Source organism: Pedobacter terrestris, assembly GCF_052343045.1.
GTDB lineage: Bacteria > Bacteroidota > Bacteroidia > Sphingobacteriales > Sphingobacteriaceae > Pedobacter.
Map to the genome: position 1 here is coordinate 2,167,729 of NZ_CP180264.1, position 23,115 is coordinate 2,190,843.

General features: G+C 37.7%; 17 protein-coding genes. 5 read left to right on the forward strand and 12 right to left on the reverse strand.

Translation table 11 applies throughout. The features are described 5' to 3' along the window. The first annotated feature begins 6 nt into the window (after positions 1–6). Positions 7–1,206, forward strand: coding sequence for an efflux RND transporter periplasmic adaptor subunit (locus ACJVDH_RS09410; protein WP_443947312.1), 1,200 nt, complete (start codon positions 7–9; stop codon positions 1,204–1,206). Between the two features lie 27 nt (positions 1,207–1,233). Next, entirely contained in the window at positions 1,234–3,255 is a 2,022-nt protein-coding gene (locus tag ACJVDH_RS09415) for a heavy metal translocating P-type ATPase (protein WP_443947313.1), read from the forward strand. A gap of 46 nt (positions 3,256–3,301) precedes the next feature. Here the strand turns inward: ACJVDH_RS09415 and ACJVDH_RS09420 are convergent, their stop codons facing one another. The 4 genes from ACJVDH_RS09420 to gyrA form a co-directional block, all read right to left on the reverse strand. After that, positions 3,302–3,982 (reverse strand): GNAT family N-acetyltransferase, encoded by a 681-nt coding sequence (locus ACJVDH_RS09420; protein WP_443947314.1) that lies wholly within the window; start codon positions 3,980–3,982, stop codon positions 3,302–3,304. A 315-nt stretch (positions 3,983–4,297) separates the two neighbouring features. Continuing rightward, complete coding sequence (locus ACJVDH_RS09425; protein WP_443947315.1) at positions 4,298–5,440, reverse strand: tetratricopeptide repeat protein; 1,143 nt, start codon at positions 5,438–5,440, stop codon at positions 4,298–4,300. 109 nt (positions 5,441–5,549) lie between these two features. Then, entirely contained in the window at positions 5,550–6,632 is a 1,083-nt protein-coding gene (locus tag ACJVDH_RS09430; protein ID WP_443947316.1) for a tetratricopeptide repeat protein, read from the reverse strand. A gap of 26 nt (positions 6,633–6,658) precedes the next feature. Next, positions 6,659–9,238, reverse strand: coding sequence for a DNA gyrase subunit A (gene gyrA, locus ACJVDH_RS09435; RefSeq protein WP_443947317.1), 2,580 nt, complete (start codon positions 9,236–9,238; stop codon positions 6,659–6,661). Between the two features lie 182 nt (positions 9,239–9,420). Between gyrA and ACJVDH_RS09440 the strand changes: the two genes are divergently transcribed. After that, a complete protein-coding gene (locus ACJVDH_RS09440; RefSeq protein ID WP_443947318.1) occupies positions 9,421–10,632 on the forward strand; it encodes a TCR/Tet family MFS transporter in 1,212 nt (403 codons plus the stop codon). Here ACJVDH_RS09440 and ACJVDH_RS09445 read toward each other — a convergent pair. Then, positions 10,629–11,975: a PhoH family protein gene (locus tag ACJVDH_RS09445; RefSeq protein ID WP_443947319.1), complete on the reverse strand. Its 1,347-nt coding sequence runs from the start codon at positions 11,973–11,975 to the stop codon at positions 10,629–10,631. The genes ACJVDH_RS09440 and ACJVDH_RS09445 overlap by 4 nt on opposite strands. 936 nt (positions 11,976–12,911) lie before the next feature. On the opposite strand from ACJVDH_RS09445, the gene ACJVDH_RS09450 reads away from it, so the two are divergent. Next, positions 12,912–15,071 (forward strand): FUSC family membrane protein, encoded by a 2,160-nt coding sequence (locus tag ACJVDH_RS09450; protein ID WP_443947320.1) that lies wholly within the window; start codon positions 12,912–12,914, stop codon positions 15,069–15,071. Here the strand turns inward: ACJVDH_RS09450 and ACJVDH_RS09455 are convergent. Genes ACJVDH_RS09455 through ACJVDH_RS09465 form a run of 3 tightly spaced genes read right to left on the reverse strand, consistent with a single transcriptional unit; the run spans position 15,068 to position 18,908 of the window. Continuing rightward, a complete protein-coding gene (locus ACJVDH_RS09455; RefSeq protein WP_443947321.1) occupies positions 15,068–15,493 on the reverse strand; it encodes a hypothetical protein in 426 nt (141 codons plus the stop codon). The genes ACJVDH_RS09450 and ACJVDH_RS09455 overlap by 4 nt on opposite strands. Before the next feature lie 3 nt (positions 15,494–15,496). Next, a complete protein-coding gene (locus tag ACJVDH_RS09460) occupies positions 15,497–16,492 on the reverse strand; it encodes a PorP/SprF family type IX secretion system membrane protein (protein WP_443947322.1) in 996 nt (331 codons plus the stop codon). 1 nt (position 16,493) lies between these two features. After that, positions 16,494–18,908: a hypothetical protein gene (locus ACJVDH_RS09465; protein WP_443947323.1), complete on the reverse strand. Its 2,415-nt coding sequence runs from the start codon at positions 18,906–18,908 to the stop codon at positions 16,494–16,496. A gap of 327 nt (positions 18,909–19,235) precedes the next feature. Here ACJVDH_RS09465 and ACJVDH_RS09470 point away from each other — a divergent pair, with 327 nt between their 5' ends. Beyond that, complete coding sequence (locus ACJVDH_RS09470; protein WP_443947324.1) at positions 19,236–19,646, forward strand: organic hydroperoxide resistance protein; 411 nt, start codon at positions 19,236–19,238, stop codon at positions 19,644–19,646. On the opposite strand, the gene ACJVDH_RS09475 is transcribed toward ACJVDH_RS09470, so the two are convergent. The 4 genes from ACJVDH_RS09475 to ACJVDH_RS09490 form a co-directional block, all read right to left on the reverse strand. Further along, positions 19,643–20,374, reverse strand: coding sequence for a menaquinone biosynthetic enzyme MqnA/MqnD family protein (locus ACJVDH_RS09475; protein ID WP_443947325.1), 732 nt, complete (start codon positions 20,372–20,374; stop codon positions 19,643–19,645). The genes ACJVDH_RS09470 and ACJVDH_RS09475 overlap by 4 nt on opposite strands. Positions 20,375–20,394: 20 nt before the next feature. Further along, positions 20,395–21,018, reverse strand: coding sequence for a histidine phosphatase family protein (locus tag ACJVDH_RS09480; protein ID WP_443947326.1), 624 nt, complete (start codon positions 21,016–21,018; stop codon positions 20,395–20,397). A 93-nt stretch (positions 21,019–21,111) separates the two neighbouring features. After that, complete coding sequence (gene mqnE, locus ACJVDH_RS09485) at positions 21,112–22,305, reverse strand: aminofutalosine synthase MqnE (protein WP_443947327.1); 1,194 nt, start codon at positions 22,303–22,305, stop codon at positions 21,112–21,114. Positions 22,306–22,517: 212 nt separating this feature from the next. Continuing rightward, positions 22,518–23,012 (reverse strand): hypothetical protein, encoded by a 495-nt coding sequence (locus ACJVDH_RS09490; RefSeq protein ID WP_443947328.1) that lies wholly within the window; start codon positions 23,010–23,012, stop codon positions 22,518–22,520. Positions 23,013–23,115 lie beyond the last annotated feature (103 nt).

Here is a 23,115-nt window from a genome sequence, read left to right on the forward strand (position 1 = left end):
CACACTATGAAATCAGTGATCATAAAAATAAATAGTATCTTCTTTCTATCTGCAGCATTGTTATTTGTTTCCTGCTCTGGAAAAGATGAAAAACCGGAGTCTGAAAGTCCGGCAACAGAACAAAGAGCAGCGGCAGAATCTGAAGGCCAAGTTGATTTGAGCCCGGCTCAGTACAAAAACATCGGACTTACATTGGGCGGAATCGAAGAGAAATCATTAACCGGCACAATTAAAGTAAATGGTTTTATTGATGTACCTCCGCAAAATTTAGTCAGCATTTCCGTTCAGATGGGTGGAATTGTGCGTGCGTCGTCCTTACTGCAAGGGAGTTCTGTGAGAAAAGGGCAGATTATAGCAGTACTGGAAAATCAGGATTTTGTTCAACTACAGCAAGATTTTCTGGAAAGTAAGAGCACACTTGAACTGGCCGACTCTGAATACAAAAGACAACAAACTCTGGCCGCGCAGAATGTAAATTCAGATAAAATTCTGCAACAGGCAAAATCACAGTATCAAATTGCTTTGGCGCGTTTAAATGCATTGAGTCAACGTTTACATTTAATTAATATCGATGCAAATACCTTGCATCCGGGAACAATCAAAAGTAGCATTAATGTGTATGCACCAATTGATGGATACGTTACCAAAGTAAATGTAAATACCGGCAAATTCGTTAATCCTAACGATGTGATGTTTGAAATTGTAAACAACACCAATCTCCATGTAGAATTAAAAGTGTTTGAGCGTGATGCTGCACGGATTACAAAAGGACAAAAAGTAAGGTTTATGCTTACCAATGATCCGAACGAATATTACGGAACGATTCAGTTAGTAGGCGGTGAAATAAATACCGATAAAACGGTAACCGTACATGCAATTGCAGATAAAAACAAAGCATTTATACCAGGAACTTATCTTAAAGCATTTATTGAAACAGGTAGCAATGCTGTTAAAGTTTTGCCAGAAGCAGCAGTTGTAGATTTTCAGGGCACTAAATATATATTTTTAGAGCAAGGCCAGCCAAAAAATTTAACTAGCACGCAAAAAGGATTTCATTTTTATAAAATGACAAGCATAAATGTGGGCATTGCACATGCAGGATATGTGGAAATTACCAATGCATCAGATATTGAGGGAAAAAATAATATTGTGTTTAAAGGTGCGTATGATTTGCTTTCAAAAATGAAGAATAGCGACGAAGAATAGAAATACACCACATAAATAATAAATGTTATGAAAAATTCTAATACAAATCAGGCAACTGCGGGCTCATCCAAAGGCCATGATCATAAAGAACGCGAAAGCCACGAGCATGGCGGCATATTAGGCAAGTACACAGAACTTATGTTTGCTGTAATTTGTGGCGTGTTGTTGGCTACGGCATACGGTCTAACCTTCACCAACGTGCCCAATCAGTTAGGTTTAGTTTTGTGTATAATTGCCTATTTTTTTGGCGGTTATTTTACGGCAAAGGAAGCCGTTTTAACCATTGTAAAAGGTGGTTTTGAAATAGATTTTCTCATGCTCGTTGCGGCAATTGGTGCAGCTATTTTAGGAGAATGGATTGAAGGTGCACTATTGTTGTTTCTGTTTAGCTTAGGGCATGCGCTTGAGCATTATGCGATGTCTAAAGCCAAAATGTCTATAGCAGCACTAACTTCTTTAGCGCCACCAACAGCTTTGTTGCTAAAAGATAATCGAGAAGTAGAAATTAGCATTGAAGAACTCGCTATCGGAGATACTATCGTTGTAAAACCGAATAGTAAAATCCCGGCAGATGGTGTAGTTGTTAAAGGAGAAGGGTCGGTAAATCAGGCACCAATTACTGGCGAAAGTATTCCTGTAGATAAGGTTCCGGTTGAAGATTTGCAGAAGAATTACAGCATCGAAAAGAATATTAAACCCCAAAACCGAGTTTTTGCAGGTACAATAAATGGAAGCGCCGTACTGTACATTCAGGTAATCAAAAAAGCAAGCGATTCGACCATTTCCAAGTTGATCAAAATGGTACAGGAAGCGGAAAAACAAAAATCGCCTACGCAACTATTTACAGACAGATTTCAAAAATGGTTTGTTCCGATTGTACTTATACTGGTTTTTGTTTTATGCTTTGCTTTCCTAGTTATCGATGAACCATTTAGCAGCAGTTTTTACCGGGCAATGGCCGTTTTAGTAGCCGCAAGTCCTTGTGCATTGGCGATTTCTACGCCGAGCGCAGTGTTAAGTGGCATAGCCAGAGCAGCACGCGGTGGTGTTTTAATCAAAGGTGGTAGGCCGCTTGAGGAATTGGGTACATTAAATGCAATTGCTTTTGATAAAACAGGTACACTTACCGAAGGAAAACCAAAACTAATTGATGTAATTCCTGTAGATGGACTGACCGAAGAAGCACTTCTAAAAATGATCATCCCGGTGGAGAAACTGAGCGATCATCCGCTTGCCGCGGCTATTGTCAAAGGTGGCATGGAGCGACTTTCTGATCAATCTATGCCTTCAGCATCTGACGTAATAAGCCATACTGGTAAAGGCGTTGAAGCCAATATCGACGGAATCCACATTGCGATTGGAAACAAGGCGATGTTTGTTTCGGACGGAAAAACAGAAATCCCTCAGGATTTATTACTTCAGGTTGAGGCATTGGAAGAACAAGGCCAGACTACAATGTTGGTAAAAGCTGGCGATCAGTTTAAAGGAATTCTTTCATTGATGGATCTTCCGCGCACTGAAGCACAAGGGGTTTTAAAACAACTGAAAGAGATTGGTATCAAAAAAATGATTATGCTTACCGGCGATAATCAACAGGTTGCAGAAACAATAGGAAAAAAAATCGGGATCACGGATGTTTGGGGCAACCTAATGCCAGAGGATAAAGTTGCCGCGATAGACAAATTAAGTGCGCTTGAAAATATGGTTGCCATGGTGGGCGACGGTGTAAATGACGCACCTGCCATGGCAAAAAGTACGGTTGGCATCGCAATGGGCGCGGCAGGTTCTGATGTTGCGTTAGAAACCGCCGATATTGCCTTAATGGGCGACAAATTGGAAAGTCTACCTTTTGCAATTGGACTTAGCAGGCAAGCTAAAAGCATTATCAGTCAAAACTTATGGATTAGTCTATTGGTAGTGGCCGCGTTAATTCCGCTTACCATATTGGGTGTAACTTCTATTGGTTTAGCTGTATTAGCGCATGAAGGCTCTACTTTATTAGTTGTGATTAACGCACTTAGATTGCTCAGATTCCAAGTAAAAATTTAAATAATTATTTCCGGGTTGTGTTTTAAGACCCGGAAACTAATTCCTTTTATTTTTTCTTCAATACCGTTGCAATCATTTCTGTTCTCACATTAAAGCCTACTTTCTCGTATAGTTTTATTGCAGCCTGATTATCATTTTTCACGTGTAAAAAAGGAACCTGGTTATTTTCAGTAATCCGCCTTATTTGTTCGTTTAGCAAAACGCGCGCGTAACCGTTACCTAAATGATTTGGATGTGTACACACCGCACTAATTTCAACAAAAGAGTAGGGGTTAAGGCGTTGTCCAAGCATCGAAATCAATTGTCTGTCGTTAAAAAAACCAATGTAATTACCTAATTCTATAGTTCTAGATAAAAAAGGACCAGGTTTGGTAAGTTCTACCAATTCATTCATTTGTGGAATATGCTGATTGTCTAATTCCACAAAATTGTTGTTCTCATTTTTAGATACAGTTTGCTGGTTATATACCATTTGAAACATATCGATGGTGTGAACAATTTCCCAATTTTTCATTTCTTTTACCGACTCCAAGGTAAAAACCACGTGAACATTTTTCCCGCTGGAAATTTTATGCAATTGATCATAATTTTCTGACGAATATTCGTTGAATCCAGCAAAAGCTGTAATTTCTTCATCATACACTTTAACTTCAGTTGTTCCGGATGAAATATGTTGATGGTTAGATCGAAGTGCGTTGTAAATTGGATTATCTAAGATGTGTTGCATTTTAGCCAAAAATACATTTTACGTTTCAGCAGATTGTCAGCGTTATTTTAAATTTTCAAAGAATCTAAAGGATAAATATGCATCTTTCAGGTCTAAAAAATATAGTAATGAAAATTGTCTTATAATTAATATTATGTTAAGTTGATCGTGATCATTATAGGTCCTACCTACAAGGTCTCTTCGTATTTTTATAACTGATTTTGAGGACTCATATAGTGATTGAATTACTAGTGATACGAAAACACAGCAAATCGAATCACAAAAAAAAACTCATCAGGAAAACTGATGAGTTTTAAGTTCGTTAAAAAACATAATCTAGAATTCCCTAAGTCTACGTTTTATTTCATCTGCTTTATCGGCTGCATTTTTATGCGTATATATATCCGCAAGTAGTTGCGCCGTTTTTCTGTCGTTCGGATTAATTTCATTAGCACGTTTTAAAGCGAATTGCGCTCGATTGATCAAGGCATCATGTTTCGAAAACTTCTCAGGATCATCCTTTTTTAAGGATTCGTTCGCAGTGTTTATATATGCTAAACCCAATTGATACAAAGCGTCGAAATAATTTTGATCTGTTGCAAGTGCTTTATCATAAGCTAAAATTGCCGTTGAGTTATTTCCTTTTACTTGTTGCAGATATCCATACAGAAAGTACAACAGTTTATTCGCTTTATCAACTTTTAAGTTTCCTTCGATCAAGGTAGCGGCTTTATCGTATTTTTCTGTGTCGAGCAAGAGATTGATATAATCATTTGTTAGCGAATGGTTAAATGGATTTTTCGCTAAGCCCTCCTCTAGTGTTCTGGTTGCGAGCTCATTATCAAACTTCGTAGTATACATCTGCGCGAGCTTTTGAAATACCGCAGGATTTCTGATTCCATTTTCTTTGGCACGCTTAAAGTATTCAAGTGCATCATCATAAGCCTGGATATTTAGCGCACAAATTGCTGTATTTAATGCAAGTGTTGTGTCTTTCGGAAACTTATCACTCACTTCTTTGATGTCGCTATAGGCTTCTTTAAAATCATTTCCAAAGAAAGACGAAGTACCGTTCTCCTGTTTTTTGATCAATATATTGTGCTCAGATGCTTTAATCAGACCAGAGTTGTCTTCGAATCTATCTAAAGATTTCGCTTGTTGAATTGCTGCTGTTGCAAGATCATAATATTTTGCAGAATTTGTCGCATCTGTTTCAATCAGCGCAGCATAAGATGTCAGATACGCCTTTATAGCCCAGGTTTCCGCCCACTTTTTAGTTTTATTGTCTTTTTCCGCAGATTCAGTTGATTTTAATCCATCTGTAATAATGGTAATTTGTTTCTTTTCATCCTCCTTCCCTGCTATTGATGCCTGGAGTTTTCCAACAGCATTTCTGGCAATTAAAATCTGGCTCTTTTGAGCAAAGGTGGCAAGGGACAGAAAACTGAGGGTAAATAGGATTTTAACAGATTTTTTCATAGTGGCTGATTGTTGTAACAAGCGACTTTCGCCGCACTAAAACGTAAAAATAAGCAAAAAAAAAGAGTCGGGATAATTCTCGACTCTTTTTTAAACGTTTGAAGTTTAATTATTGTTTAGGCAAAGCGTCTAAACGTTTTTTAATATCTTCATAATTTTTTGTATCGTTTCTAAATGCATAGATGGTTTTCAACGTCTCTAAAGCACCAACATTGTTTGCATCAATTTCCAATGCTTTCTTGTAATAAGGAAGAGATTTATCTAATAAACCATTCATTTTAACGGTGACTTCATTAAATTCTTTTACTTTCTTCGGATCGATTTTGTTTCTGTCGTTCTGAAGTTTCAGCGCTTGTGAGAAATAAATATTTCCTAAAAGAACCTGATAGTTCGGGTTAGTTGGCTCTTTGGTTACCAAAGCGTTTAACATTTGCTCAGATTTTGCAACATCACCTTTATCAATATAGATTTGAGTTTCTGTTTTAACGATGTCTGTATTTTCGGGAAACTTCGCTTTTGCTTCTGTTATTAAAGCCAATGCCGCTGTTGTGTCTTTTTGTTGTCTCAACGTAATGTCGATGATCTCAGGATAAAGATCTTTTGACATTGGAGAGTTTAATTCGATAACTTTTTTGAATTGTTTTACGGTATTTGGATAATCTTCTATACTTCTTGCAGCGATACCAGCGTTCAAATACATAGAGGTATCTTGAGGATTGATTTCTGTAGCTTGAACAAACTTCGCATAAGCTGTTTTGAAATCTTTTTTGTTGTAAGCCAAAACGCCTGCATTTCTGACTGCATTTGCAATATTGGTTTCTACAACGCCGATATTTTCTTTCTCTGCACCTTTAGCATCCAGTTTTTTCGCTTCAACAACAGCTTCCTGCGCAATTTTAACATTGGCTTCAGCATTTGCCAAATCTACAGTATCTGTAATGGCAATTGAAGATGCCATTAATCCTCTGTATACCCAAGCTTCTGGCATAACTTTAGATTTTTCATCAACGATAGCCTTGTCTGTATGTGCAAGTCCTTCTTTTAATGAGGTAAGTTTTTTGTCTAATGGAAGACTTTGTCCCATTGCCTGAAAAATTCCCCACGCTTTTTTAGCATCGTTTACTTCGCTTTTTTGTGCAAAAGTAACCGTGGTTACGCTTGCTAAGAATATACCAAGAAATACTCTTTTCATAATTATTTATTGTGTTCTTAATTTAATTAATTTTCCTCTTCTGATGTTTCGTCTTGAGCTGCTTCGTCCGGAGTTTCGGTTTGTTCAGTAGTTTCAGTCGCCTCTTCCCCATCAACAATCACGCCATTTGTTTCATCTTCTTCTTCCTCCTCTTCGTGATCTATTTTTGTTACAGAAGCAATTTCATCTTCACCTTTAAACGAAATCAGTCGAACACCTTGAGTAGCGCGACCCATTACTCTTAAATCTGCAACTGCAATCCGGATTACAATTCCAGAACGGTTAATGATCATCAAGTCTTCTTTATCGGTCACATCTTTGATAGAAACCAATTGTCCGGTTTTATCCGTAACGTTAATGGTTTTAACCCCTTTACCGCCACGGTTTGTTACACGATAATCTTCAATATCTGTGCGTTTTCCGTAACCTTTTTCTGAGACAACTAAAACGGTAGACTCTGGGCTATTGATCGCAATCATACCGATTACTTCATCCTTATCGTGCCCTAAAGTAACACCACGTACTCCTGTGGCTGTTCTTCCCATTGGTCTAACGGTTTTCTCATTAAAACGAATTGCCCGGCCAGAACGTAAAGCCATAACGATTTCGCTTTCGCCAGTAGTTAAACAAGCTTCAAGCAATTGATCGCCATCATTAATGTTAATCGCGTTGATACCATTTACACGCGGACGGGAATATGCTTCCAGAGAAGTTTTCTTGATGGTACCTTTTTTAGTACACATAATGATGAAATTGTTCTCCAGATATTCCTGATCTTTCAGGTTTTTAACCTTGATGTATGCTTTAATTTTTTCCTCTTTAGGGATATTGATGATGTTTTGGATGGCGCGGCCTTTACTTGTACGCGAACCTTCCGGAATTTCATAAACACGCAACCAGAAACATCTTCCGGCTTCAGTAAAGAACAACATATAGTTGTGATTAGAGGCCACAAGCATGTGCTCAATAAAATCTTCATTTCTTGACGTACTGCCTTTAGATCCTTTACCACCGCGACCTTGAGCTTTAAATTCTGTAGCTGGTGTACGTTTCACGTAACCTTCGTGAGAAATTGTAATAACAACTTCTTCATCAACGATAAAATCTTCCATGCTCATATCTTCTGCAGAGTGAACAATGGTTGTTTTGCGTTCATCACCAAATTTCTGGCGTGTTTCTGCAAGTTCATCTTTGATAATCTGCATCCGCAAACCTTCATCTGCCAATACAGATTTTAAATATTCGATGGTTTTCATCAATTCCGCGTATTCTTCCTTGATTTTATCGCGCTCTAGTCCGGTTAAACGACGAAGCGTCATATCCAAAATTGCACGCGCCTGAATATCGCTTAAACCAAAGCTTTCCATTAAACCAACACGCGCATCTTCAGGTGTTTCTGAAGCTCGGATCAATTTAATTACTTCATCCAGATGATCCAGCGCAATCAGATAACCCTCTAAAATATGGGCGCGTTTCTCCGCTTCTGCCAATTCGTAACGTGTCCGACGGACAACCACATCATGGCGGTGATCAACAAAGTGAACGATTAAATCTTTTAGGTTTAACAACTGCGGACGGCCTTTTACCAAAGCAATATTATTTACACTGAACGAGGTTTGAAGTGCAGTGTATTTATACAGATTGTTTAGTACTATTGAGGCATTTGCATCACGCTTAATTTCATATACGATTCGTATACCATCTTTGTTAGATTCATCTTTAATGTTTGAGATGCCTTCCAGTTTCTTCTCGCCAACCAATTCAGCAGTACGCTCGATCATTTGGGCTTTATTTACCTGGTACGGGATTTCAGTTACGATGATGACTTCGCGTTCTTTAATACTTTCGATTTCAGCTTTTGCACGCATTACGATACGTCCGCGACCGGTTTCAAACGCTTCTTTTACACCATTGTAACCGTAAATGATACCGCCTGTAGGAAAATCAGGCGCTTTGATGAACTTCATCAACTCCTCTACCGTAATTTCTCTGTTGTCAATATAGCTTATGATACCGTCAATTGCCTCAGTTAAATTGTGAGGAGCCATATTTGTGGCCATACCAACCGCAATACCAGAAGATCCATTTACCAATAGATTTGGGATTCTGGAAGGTAAAACCGTTGGTTCCTGTAAAGTATCATCAAAGTTAAGCTGGAAATCAACTGTATCTTTATTGATATCGGCAAGCATTTCTTCAGCAATTTTAGAAAAACGTGCTTCGGTATAACGCATTGCTGCCGGCGAATCTCCATCAATGTGGCCAAAGTTTCCTTGTCCGTCTACCATTGGGTAACGTAAACTCCAATCCTGAGCCATACGTACCATCGTGAAATATACAGAAGAATCACCATGTGGGTGATACTTACCTAAAACCTCACCCACAATACGGGCAGATTTTTTATGTGGTTTATTGCTGGTTACACCAAGATCGAGCATTCCGTAAAGTACACGTCTGTGTACAGGTTTTAATCCATCCCGTACATCAGGTAAAGCCCTGGATACGATAACCGACATTGAATAGTCAATGTAGGCCGATTTCATCTGCTCCTCAATATTGATCGGAATGATTTTATCGTTTTGTTGATTTTCTAAATCTTCTGCCATAAATTATTTTCTCGTTGTAAAAAACGATTTTAAAAAAGGTATTATTATAACCTTGCGAATTTAGGAAAAATATGCCGAAAACAGGCATTGTGGAAAAGTTTTACCACTATAGCAAGTGCTTAAAAAGCCTCAAAAACCTATCTTGCAGGAATTTTACAGTAATTATCCCCCACCACTTTACAATGGCAAAAAAATCAAAATCGGCAATGGGTTTCATCATGATTACCTTGCTCATAGATTTTACCGGTTTTGGAATTATTATACCCGTTTTACCGAAACTGATACAGGATTTTACAGGCGGAAGTGTGAGTGTAGCAGCCGATTACGGCGGATACCTGATGGTCGCTTTTGCCCTTGCTCAATTTATTTTTTCGCCCATCATGGGTGGATTAAGCGATCAATACGGACGAAGACCCGTTTTATTGTTTTCGTTGTTTGGTTTAGGAATTGATTATATACTGCTTTCATTTGCGCCCACCATTTTCTGGCTTTTTATAGGGCGCGTTATTGCAGGTATAACTGGCGCCAGCTTTACAACTGCAATGGCTTATATTGCTGACGTTTCTGAACCTGAAAAGAAAGCACAAAATTTTGGCTTAGTGGGTGCAGCCTTTGGTGTGGGTTTTATTCTCGGGCCAGTAATAGGCGGTTTAACCAGTACGTTCGGACTGCGTGTCCCTTTTATGATCTCTGCCGCACTGGCGCTTCTAAATTGGTTGTACGGTTATTTTATCCTGCCAGAATCTTTAACGGCCGATAAACGCCGCAAATTTTCATGGAAACGTGCCAATCCGGTTGGTTCATTTTTAAATGCATCAAAATATCCAGCAATTTTAGGTTTGCTTGCAACCTTATTTTTGTTGTATGTTGCCAGTCACTCAGTACAGTCTAACTGGTCTTATTATGTGATCGAGAAGTTCAACTGGGATTCTACAATGATTGGCTATTCACTTGGTGTTGTAGGTTTGTTTGTTGGCCTTGTTCAGGGCGGTTTAATCCGTATAATTATACCAAAGATTGGAAACCGTTGGGCAATTTATATTGGTCTTTGCCTGTACGTTGTTGGTTTTATTTGTTTTGCTTTCGCTGCAAATGGCTTAATGATGATGTTATTTATTGTGCCGTATTGCCTTGCCGGAATTGGCGGGCCAGCAATGCAAAGTATCATTTCCAACCAGGTTCCGGAGAACGCACAAGGCGAAATTCAGGGTATTACAACCAGTTTACAAAGCCTTGCGGCGATTATTGGTCCGTGGTTGGCCAGTCATATTTTCGTTTATTTTATACAAGATGGTACGCCTTATTATTTTCCAGGAGCACCATTTATATTCAGCGCAATTTTAACGTTTATCGGTTTATTTATTGCAATAAGGGCATTGCGAAAATACCACTAGAGCAATTGATTGGCCAGGTTTGCCAATTCGCTTCTTTCTCCTTTTTGTAAAGTGATGTGCGTATAAAGCGGATGATTTTTGGCGTTTTCGATCAAATAAGAAAGTCCGTTGCTTTCTGAATCAAGATAAGGCGTGTCAATCTGATAAATATCTCCGGTAAAAACGATCTTTGTGTTTTCGCCCGCGCGAGAAATGATCGTTTTGATTTCATGCGGTGTTAAATTCTGTGCCTCATCAATAATAAAAAAGATTTTTGTTAAGGTACGCCCGCGGATGAACGCCAAAGGCGCAATTGAAATTTTCTCTGTAGAGATTAGTTCGTCTATTTTTTCAATCATCTTATCATCACCCGAAAATTGCTCGCGTATAAAACGCAGGTTATCCCAAATTGGCGACATAAATGGATCTGTTTTCGATTTTGCATCGCCCGGTAGAAAACCAATATCCTTGTTGCTTAGTGAAACAATTGGCCTGCTGATGTAAATTTGTCTGAAATCTTTTCTTTGTTCCAGCGCACAGGCTAGAGCAAGCAGCGTTTTCCCGGTTCCGGCATTTCCTTGTATACTAACCAGCTTAATGTCTGGATCTAATAAAGCATGCATAGCAAAAGATTGCTCTATGTTTTTTGGTTTTATTTTAAATACAGGATCATTTTGTATGTTGGTTAAAGTCTGCTGCCTGAAATTGTAAAATACATTGGCAATTTTACGTTTGTTTTTAAGCGTATAAAAGTGATTGCCCTGTTTGAGCGATAAACCAAGCCCGGCAACCTGTAATTGCTTGTCTTTCTTAATTTGTTCAATCCATTTTTCAGGGAAATTACTGAGGTCTGTTTTGCCGGCGTATAAGTCATCTACATTTTTGATTTTACCCGTTTCATAATCCTCGGCTTGCAGATTTAGGGCTTTCGCTTTAAGCCGCAAACAGATATCTTTTGATACAAGAATGATTTTTTTATCAGGGTTTTCTTCTTTCAAAGCCAATGCTGCATTGAGAATTTTATGATCGGTTTTACCTTCGCCAAACACGCTTTCGGCATTAATAAGATTTGGTTTTTCGTTTAATAACACTTTAAAATGGCCGGAATTTGGGGCATTCAAAGCAATCCAATCACTAATTAATTTGTGTTGTGCAACCTGATCTACCAAACGGATGAAGCTTCTCGCTTCAAAATTTCTGGTGTCATTTCCGCTTTTAAAATTATCCAATTCTTCAAGTACCTGAACGGGGATAGTTACATCATTTTCCTGGAAATTATGAATGGCATTGTGATCGTAAAGGATAACGGAAGTATCTAAAACGAAGATTTTTTTCTGCGGGGCGGTCGTACGTTTTTGGGCCATATCGTAAATTTATACAATTGGAGACAAATCGTATCATGTTTTTGGATTTTTAGATTTTAGAGGTTTATTCAGGAATCGTTTGAATTTCTTTAAGAATGACCTGAAAAGATTACGTACGGAAAAAGGGATATAGACTTTCTTTTTACTCGCCATGTCGGGTGGAAATATGAGATGATATGAAAATTTTGGTGTATTCCGTATTTGCGATGCTGAATCTGAAAGATCGACGTTTCCATTTTTTTCGCATTTATAAATGGACGTGGGGAAAAATAAAAATGGGGACCGTCTTCTTTCGAATCTGTTCCCCATTTTTCCTGTATACAACCGTAGCTGTGTTACAGTTTCTCAAATGAATATACTTTGAATTTCTGTGGTTTCAGAATCTTGCGATTTTCAATCCTCAGAACATTTATTTCCTTCCAATTCATCCATAGATGCTTTTGGTTTTCCATAAAGTCTGTCGGGTCCGAACGATTTTTATCAATGCCTTTCGGCTTATCATTTATTTTTTACTCGGTATTACCCTTTCTAAAATTTCTCGTCTTCCCAGTAAACACATCCGAAATTTTCTACCTTTCGGTTTCTATTTCTTTTGGCGTGTTCTATCAGTTTTCAAAGTACTTCGTTTTTTGATATAGTCTAAGATAGCTGTATAACATACAGACTGCAAGTGTTTTAATTAATTATTATCCACAAACTTATAAACTATATTTAGCTGGTTATCAACATTTTGAATGTAGGCACAATGCTGTTTTCAGGCTCTTCAATATGGTATTCGCAACTTTTTCAACATTTCCATGTAAACTGCTTATATGCAAGCAGTTAATTCAAGAGATGATTTTTTGGGTTTGATTTACGCCCAAATCGTCAGATTGTTGCTAAAAACTTTAAATTATTCTCCAACAAAAAGCTTGTTTAATATGTTATTTTTGTCTTATGCAGATCAGGCAACCTATCCGAAATATTCAAGATTTTTTATTGAGTACGTATTTTGCTGATGGTTTGCGCATTACAATCGGTGTGCTTCTTCCCTCTTTAATTTCAGCTCAGTTTGGGATGTTGAAATTTGGAATGACGCTTTCTCTTGGTGCATTGTGTGTAAGTGTTGTCGATACACCGGGACCAATTGTTCACCGTAGAAATGCAATGTTAATCACTTCTGCGCTAATTTGTACATTTTCGATTCTCACCGGACTCACGAATAAAAATCACTACTTTATCGGATTCTTGCTTGGCATTTCAAGCTTTGTTTTCTCCATGTTTTATATCTACGGCGTGCGGGCAGCGGCTGTTGGTACTGCAACATTATTGATTATTGTGTTGAGTATAGATGATATTCGGCCGTGGCAGGAAGTGATGCAGCACTCGGCTTTGGTTTTGGGTGGAAGTTTATGGTACACCGGATTAAGTTTCGCGGTTTACCGCATGCGTCCGTTTCGTCCGGTACAGCAATCTTTAAGTGATTCTATTCTTCAGGTCGCAGAATTTTTAAGAGAAAAAGCTAAATTTTATCACCTGGGGAATAATTATGACAAAACCTACGCAGAACTTTTGCAACTTCAGGTATCTGTACATGAGAAGCAGGACGCCGTTCGCGAACAACTTTTCAGAACACGGGAATTTGTTCGGGATGCATCACCAGAAGGCAGGTTTTTGTTGCTGGTTTTTGTAGACATGGTCGATCTTTTTGAGCAAGTCATGTCAACCTATTACAATTATGCGCAGCTTCACGATCAATTTGACAAGTCGGGGATTCTTTCAAATTATGAAATGGCCATCAAAAGGATTTCCTATGCACTTGATGATGTCGCATTTGAGCTTAAACGTGGCGGACAACCAAAAATTTCAAAAAGACTTCTAATAGAAATTGAACGGTTAAAACTAAGGATCAGTCAGCTTGAACGCGGGAATCAGAATCAAGAATACAGTACCATAGGTATCATCGCATTAAAGAATATCGAAGTCAATATTGAGAATATCCTTTCGCGGGTGAAAACAATTTTTAGCTATTTTAAAATTCGTGGTACGAAAGAAATTGTTCGCGCTGAGGTAGACACCGAGAAATTTATTAGCCGGCAAAAATTTGATTTAGGCCTTTTTACAGAAAACTTGAGCTACAGTTCGTCAACATTCAGGCATTCGCTTCGCGTTACGGTTGTCATGTTGGTTGGTTTTGTTGTTGCACAGATTTTAAATTTCTCCCACAGTTATTGGATTTTACTTACAATTCTGGTGATTTCCAAACCAGGATTCAGCTTAACCAAAGAACGCAATTACCAACGCCTTATCGGTACAACAATTGGTGCCTGTATTGGAATGGCTGTTCTGAATTACATAGATGACCGGCATACCTTGTTTATTATTCTGTTGATTTGTATGATTGGTTGTTATAGCTTTCAACGTAAAAATTACGTAGTGAGCGTACTTTTTATGACTCCATACATACTCATACTATTCGATTTTTTGGGGATGGGAAGTGTTGCTCTTGCTCAGGAACGCATTTATGATACATTTATAGGTTCAGGAATTGCACTTTTGGCAAGTTATTCATTATTCCCAACCTGGGAATATGAAAAGTTAAAAGAGGCAATGATCAATATGATTATTGCAAACAAGGCATATTATGAACAGGTTGCAAAAATGTATTTTGATAAAGCCTATCAGCGTACAGAATATAAACTGGCACGTAAAGAAGTTTATGTTTCTACTGCGAATCTTGCTTCTATGTTTCAGCGCATGTTTTCTGAACCTAAAAGCAAGCAGTATTTTATTAAAGAAGTGCATCAGTTTACAACCTTAAATCATTTGATTTCTTCTTACATGGCTACATTATCGTTATACAACAAAGAACACGATTTTCATTTTGAAAATTTCGATGCACTAAAACCGATGTCAAACAACACACTTTATCTGCTTGATAACGCCATAGAAAGCCTGAAATCAAGCGAAGTGTCTGTAGAAAATGTTCCTTTAATTCGTTTGAGTGAAGATGCCTTAGCAGCAAAAAAAGGCGAAGATCTGGTACCTGAGCAGTTCGATCTGATCCAGAAAGTAGCTTACGATATTTATAAATTATCTGGTAAAATAAAACTCTAAAGTTTTAATAAACAAACATTAAACGGTAACACGTAAGTGTTGCCATCATCCAGAATAAAGTGAATTTTTGCGTCGCAAATGCTGGCGGTTTTTTTCAATTGATCGGTATTGAAAATCAATGATGCAAAATGCTGTTCGGCATTGTCTGTTGTCGTATTTTCTTCAGAAACCGAAAAACGGAGGTTAAACTTCGCTCCTTCTGCAAAAATCAATATCTTCTCGATCTTCTTAAATGTGAAATTTCCCGAAAACCTAATGCTGGCCAGTTTATCAGCGGTGTATGTTTCAGATTTTGAAAGCTGATATGCGTAATATTTTTTCGCTTCTCGAACATATTGATAATCCACATCCAAAGGTTTTTCCTGAGCAAAAACCTGGTTTAAAGTAAAAATTAGAAAAATTGATAAGCAGATCCGTTTCATGTATTAAAATTTTGGGCAAGGCACTTTAAATCCCTTAAAATTATTGTGCCTGTAAATAAAAGAAAGTTCATAGGTGCGCGGCGTTGATGCCAAAAGTTTGCTGCCGTAAACGGTATAATTAATTCCGGCAGTCATATTACCGAAAGTTGCCCCAAGATATGGATACATAGATGCTTCATTAATTCTATACCACAAACCAACGTTAAGTTTAATTTTATTTTCATTGTTGGCCTGAAAGCCAAGTACAGTACCAATTATGGTGTCATTTATTTGGTTTTGCGTGGTATAAACGCCGGTTAGGTTCAAATCGGTAAAGTTATTAAGTAAATAAAGCATGCTTAGATTTATACTTTTGCGATAAGGAACATTTTCGGTATTGTTGCCAAGCAAACTCTCTTGTGGTTTGGTTAAATGGTAATGCGCATAACCAGCAACCAAACTTAATCTATCCAATACAGCAGAAAAATTGGCGCCAATGTTTAAATCAAAATAAGCGGTTTTATCGTTTTTTACATCGAGATAGTTTGGCAATGCTGCATCAAAATTACCATCAGAATATTGCGAAGCGAAGGTGAGTTTATTGTAATCCAGATATCGGCTAACGTAAGAAACCTGCGGTGCCAGGCCAAATTTGAATCGATGTTCTACATCAAGATATTGATAATAGGAAAAACTGGCACTGATGTATTGTGATTTTAGTGCTTTATTAAACGATTCGTCAAACAAACCACTCAAACCCAAACTGAAAATACTATTGGTGAAATTCTCATCAGCTTGCAGTTTAACATCACCAGAAACACTGTACGTATTATATGGATCGCCAAGGTTTCCCCATTGCTGGCGCGTATTTGCTGCAACTCGATATTCACCATCAAAAAAACCTGTAAAAGCCGGATTTAGACTAAGAGGTGCTGCAAAATATTGCGAGAATTTTGGGTCTTGCGCCAAGGCCGTTAAATAGCTCACGCAAAAAATAGAGAGTAATAAAAATTTTCGCATGTTATAAAATCAAAACTGTTTTTCCGTTGCTTTGTAATTTTGCGCCGGTTACATCAATCGCTTCGGCAAACCACGAAAAGGTTTCCAGCGACTGCATTTTACTCTGAAATTGTCCATCCCAACCTTCACTTTTCATATCAGAGGTCTGGAAAACCAATACGCCCCATTTGTTATACACTTTAAAACTGATGAGTTTTTGTATGCTTACAAAAAACGGAGATAAATGATTATTGGTTAATTTTTGCGGCGTAAATGCTGTAGGAACGAGTATTTTGGGCGTTGGCGCAATTTCTACGTGTAGCGCTGCAGAAACAGAACAACCTTTTTCTGTATTTAAAGCAATATAATATGTACCAGATTTTTTTACTGAAGAAGGGTTTGATACTGGTTTTTGTAAATTAGAATCTTCAAAATAAGCAACGGAATGATAATTTTTACTTCCCTGAATAATTTCAGGATTGGTCAGATTAATAGATGTTGATTCTAAAACAGTACTGGGTTGATGAAGTACAATTTCTGGCTGAGGGTAAATTACTACCTCTACTTTCGCAGATACAGAACAACCCGCTTCATTTTCTGCTTTAATGTAATAAGTTCCGCTAGTGCCGATGTGTGATGCATTTTTTAGCGTTTTGGAAAGCGTTGCATCTGAAAAATAAGAAATTGTTAAACCTGCGGATGATTCCTGAACCAATGCAGCATTTGTAAGATCTACGCTTTCTGAAAAACAAACGGGCTCCGGATTTTTGACAACGAATACCGGCAACGCCGCAATCTTAACTTCTATTTTACCTTCTACAATACAATTTTTGGAATTCGTAGCCCGTACAAAATAGATTCCGGATTTTTGAATCTGCCTAGGATTAGCAACTTCGGTTTTAAAATCCTGATCTTCAAAAAAACTAAACACTAAATCGGCGTCACTGCCTTCAAAATTATTTTTTTGAGTCAAATCAACTGTTTCAGGTGCACAAACTACCAAAGGGTTGCGGATTGTGAGTACGGGTTTCGGATTAATCTGAACCAAAACAGGCAATGTTCGTGTGCATCCAAGTTCATTTTCCAGTTTAACGTAATATGTTCCGCTTATTGCTACATGTTCAGGATCAGTTAATAAACGACTTGCAGTTTCATCTAAAAAATAAGACCGTTTGGTACCTGCTTGCACATTGGTGAAAAGTTCACCTGAAGTTAAATTTACAGTTTCCGAAAAACAAACCGGTGCAGGGTTTCTCAGCGTTACTTTATTTAAGTTATTTACTTTAATGCTGATGGTTGCAACACTTTCACAGCCAGAGAAATTTGTTGCTTTGACGTAGAAAGTTTGATCATTCTGTATAAGAACTGTATTTGTAATTTGATGTGTCAAATTGTTATCGTCATAAATAAAATAGCTGAAATCTGGGTTTTTATTCAATATAAATTCAGTTGAATTGAGATCGACTAAGGTGTTGGCACAAATGCTTTTTTGTTCTAAAACACTTAGCTGATAATCTACACTGTGCAAGGTTGTAGAGACTGTGCTCGGACAGCCATATCCTTCATAAGGAACTAAATCCAAGAGAACTTTAGAACCTTCACTTGGTGCTGGTTTTATTGCAATGGATTGTCCGCTGCCATAGTTAATCTTGCGGTCTTCACTATACCAATTGTATTGAAAAAAGCCATCTGGTCCTTTTACTTTTACCTCATCAGCATTTTTGCAAAACGAATTTCCGGTAATTGCATCTCCACAAACATTATTAACATCAACATAAGCGTAACCGAAATGGCCGCCTAAAAGGCAGTCTTGCGTAATAAATTCAAGCAATAGTTTTTTTCCCTGGTAACCAGATAAATTTAAGGTAACGGGTGTCCAATCTTTATAAATAACGCTACTGTTTAATGCTGATTTCTTAAAACCTGGCAAATTAGATGTGGCTATATATTCGTATGAAGCACAGGTAATGTATTCATCTTTTTCGAGGTCTTTAATTCTGGCAATAAAGCGAGGTTGTTCAATTTCAATATGATCAGGATCTTCCAATACAACAGCATATTGGTAGGTAACCGTAAATTCCGGTCGATTTAAGGGCACATCAATAACGTAAGAAATGGCTTCTGCCTGCGCATTAACACCGTCATTACCCAGCTTTACAGCAAAATTTCCGCCATCTTCAGGCACTACTTTAAACAAACCATAAGGATCAAGCTGACTGGTTTTATCTAGAATGAGGTGTCTTTTTGGATCGGACGCGGCAACTTCTGATAATACATTTGCATTTTTTTTATTGATCGCCTTTGCAATACCTGTATAGAATTTCCAGTTCTGAAAATTGCCATTTTCAAAACCAATATTCTCCGGACACTGCGCGTAGATGGCAGATGTGAGCATTAAAATTGCTGCACCGAAAGCTATTGAAAGTCTTTTGATCAAGGGGACGAACTAAAGTGTATTTCTCAAAAATATTATTTTAGTATAATCCCGGCTTTAGGTAAGAGGTTGCAATACGCTTTATTACACGAATCTTGATGCAATATTTGAGTAGTTGTAGATTTACTTAATCGTCATAGCTTGTTTATTTAACTGTGAAACAATTATTTAGAATATAAATTAATTTTTGTCCTCAACTGTTTTTATTCCTATTTCCAATGGAGGAATTTTACACGAAACACCAAGCAAAATTTCGATTTTTTACATTTTGGCTTCATATTGAATAAACAATTGCAGTTTGCCCGTGTTAATTGCAACAAAAGCTTACCAATGGAAAAATTATATACGGCCGAAGTTTTGGCCAAAGGCGGAAGAGATGGTCACGTAAAATCAAGTGATGGGTTACTGGATCTGGAATTGAGAAAACCAAAAGAATTAGAAGGTGAAGGTGGTTCTACCAACCCTGAACAACTATTTGCAGCAGCATGGGGTGCTTGCTATTTAGGCGCGTTAGGTTCGGTTGCAAAACATGATGGTGTAGACAGCAGTCAGGCAACTGTAAATGTGCAGGTGTCTTTTAATAAAGATGGAAATGCTTTTGCGCTCTCTGCACATTTGGACGTGCATATTCCAGGCATTGCGATTGAAGAAGCGCAGATTATTGCAGAAAAAGCACATCGTGCCTGCCCCTATTCAAAAGCGACAAAAGGCAATGTAGACACAAGTGTTACAGCAATTTAATGCTGTAACTCCTGTATATATTTAAGAAAAAGTTCAAGTGCTTTTTTGCGATCGGCAGTGACTTCAAATTGTAGTTTATTATATAAATAATCTGATAGATCGAAATTCGCTACCGCAGGCAACTCTTTTAAAACCTCATCGCGCTGATCAAGACCAGATTTCAAAGCTGCGTTAAACTCGCGTTTAAAATCTCCTGGAATTTCTTTGTTTGCTACCCATGCAGCATACATAAACGGCAATCCGGTGAAGTTTTTCCATTCTTCGCCCATATCATAAGCGTATGGGAAATCATTTTTTTTACCGAAGGTGCGGTCGCCAATTAATACGATTGCATCGGTATCTGCAAGGACATCGGTTGTAAATTCTACTTCGTTCTTCCAATAAAATTTTAACAATACTTTAGCCAGATTGTTAGAAGTTCTGGAGTGGGCATCAAGTTTTAAAGTTTTAATTTCTGATGCAGGTACATTGCTAAAAATAAATACCGAATTTACAGCACCATCGCTGCCTATGCAATAATCTGCTACAATATTTGCATTCGGTACCAGAGGAATTGCGGCAACAGGCATTAAGCCCATATCAGCCTCTCCACTAATAACTTTAGCGGCGCAATCTGAAGGGATATCTAATGTTAAATCAATTTTATTGATAATGTCAGAATGTTCAATTCCGTATATAAATGCTTTGGTGTTGGTATAAGCAACAGCCGAAATTTTAATCTTATTCAAAGTATTTCTGTTATTGCGTTTTAGTTTGCAGTAATGTGTTCGAGGTGTTTGGTATTATTGAATTCGAGGATAGAAAATTTGCCTTCACTAAAACCAATTTTATATAAAACCGTATTTTGATGTGGAAATTCCGTCATTTCACTTAGCGGTTTTCCGGTAAGCAAACACAAAAACACACGCATTGCCCTCCCGTGCATACATACCAAAACCTTTTGCTCTTCCGGCCGTGTCATAAAAACCTCCATTGGGCCTTTTAATCTTTCATAAACATCCTGTACACTTTCGCCTCCTTCAAAATGGGCTGCGTAATCGCCTTTTTCCCAATGTTCAAGCATGGCGCGAAAAGCTTCTCTGGCTTCTTCACTATTGGGTTTTCCTTCCCAAATGCCCCATGCCAACTCATCTAAACCAGAAAGACGTTCCCAAGGTAAATCAGCGTCAATAAATTTCTGGATGGTTTGCCAGGTACGTTTCAGTTCAGATGTGTACAATTTATCGAAAGCAATATTCTTGTATTCCTGATAAAAAGCTTCTGCCTGTGCGCGACCTGTATCATTCAAATCTGAATTAATTCCTCTGCCCTGCACAATTCCTTGTCTGTTCAGTTCTGTTTCTCCGTGGCGTATAATGTATATTTCTTTCATTGATCTAAAGGGATGTGTATTTTTAAGGATAGTTCTGTGCTATGAAATAAAAAATGCCAAACCTTAAATTCGGTTTAGCATTTCTCCGGATGTTTAATTTACAACCGGTAACTTATAATATTGTGGTTTAGCTTCTTCTTCAAAAACTACGTTTGTGAAATCGGTTATAACATTGTATAACGTATCGCGTTCTATCGCTTTTCTTCCTACCTGTTGAATCAGATTTACCAATTCTTTGGTGCTCATCGCTGGTGTTTGTTCTTCTGCACCAGCCATTGAATAAATTTTGGTGGTATCGTCCAGCGTTCCGTCAATATCGTCGACACCATAATTCAATGATAATTGAGCAGTTTGACGGCTAATCATTGCCCAATATGCTTTTATGTGGTCAAAATTATCGAGATAAATTCTCGAGATCGCATAATTTCTTAAATCTTCTACAACAGAAACTTCTGCAACATTAGACATCTGGTTGTTTTGATTCCGGAATTTCAATGGAATAAACGCCTGAAAACCGCCGGTTTTATCTTGCAATTGACGCAATCGTTCCATATGGTCTACGCGGTGCCAAAATTCTTCTATGTGGCCGTACAACATGGTTGCATTGGTACGCATACCAAGTTTGTGCGCCTGCTCATGAATATCCAACCATTGTTCTGCATTACATTTATCGTGCGCAATTTTTTCGCGTACTTCCGGATGGAAAATTTCTGCGCCTCCTCCAGGCATAGAATCCAATCCAGCTTCCTGAAGGTATTTCATTCCATCATAATGGCTTAATTTTGCCTTTTTGAAAATGTAATAATATTCAACTGGCGTTAAGGCCTTGATGTGAAGATCCGGACGATGTGCTTTCGCTTTTCTAAAGAAAGACGCATAAAAATCCAGGTTTTGTTTAGGTACAACGCCACCAGTAATGTGCACTTCTGTAACTGGTTCATTGTCGTACTTTTTCAACGTTTCAATCATTCCGTCTACATCCATTTCCCAACCAGATTCACGTTCTTTGATCATTCTGCTATACGAACAGAATTTGCAATCGTAAACACAAACATTAGTAGGCTCTATGTGAAAATTTCTGTTGAAGAAAGTATTGTCGCCATGCTTTCTCTCGCGGATATAATTCGCAAGTACACCTAGATAGCCCAATTCTGCGTGTTGATAAAGGTACACGCCTTCATCAAAAGTAATGCGTTCGCTTTTGAGAACCTTATATGCTATGTTTTGTAACTCAGTTGATAATGAAGTATCAGCTAATATTTTTTCAACTTGTTCAGTTGTATTCATTCCTGATTTATTTTGAACAAAAATACAATATTGGAGGCATTCGAAAATCATTTTCTTGTAACAAACCTCATTTGATCATTCCTACACAGATTACTTGTCTACTTAAAATATTAAAACTTAAGGTCGACACCCCTCTATAGTAACATCAATAAACAAAAAAAGCACCTCTTTTCAGAGATGCTTGGTATTATGTTTTTCGTAGGTAGATTATTTTAATTACTTGCTGGCGAAAAAGTCAAAACAATATTGGCTGTTTTGCCACCAAACTCAATCGGCGATTTCATGACCATATTATTTTTAGACAATTGCGTTAACACTAAACGGTAACCTTCAGTTACGTTTTTAGCTTTATCGCCTTCATATATTTTTTTAAACTGGAAGGTTTCATCTGCTGGTGTTGCCGACCAGAAAATAGTTTGCATAAATGAACCGCAAGCACTGGATGCAGGTAAAGTATAAGAACCATTACCGCTGTTAGTTAATTTCCATGTACTGCCTTCAAAGCATTTGTATGATTTCTCGCCGAACAAACCTTGTACAGCCTGATCTGGCAAACCTTCTAATGTTACGCTATTTAATACCCAGGTTCCAACCACTGTTCCTCTACCACCATTAATACCAGAAGTGGCATTTTTTGAGGTCGAACAACTTTGCAACATGATCAATGTAGAACATGCAATTGCTATGGCAATAAAAAATTTTTTCATTTTAGTTCAATTAATAATTTGCGACAACAGATACATAAATCTTGCCAAAATTATTTGAACGACGTAGTTTTAGTTCAAATTGTTAACTTGCACAACCATCAAG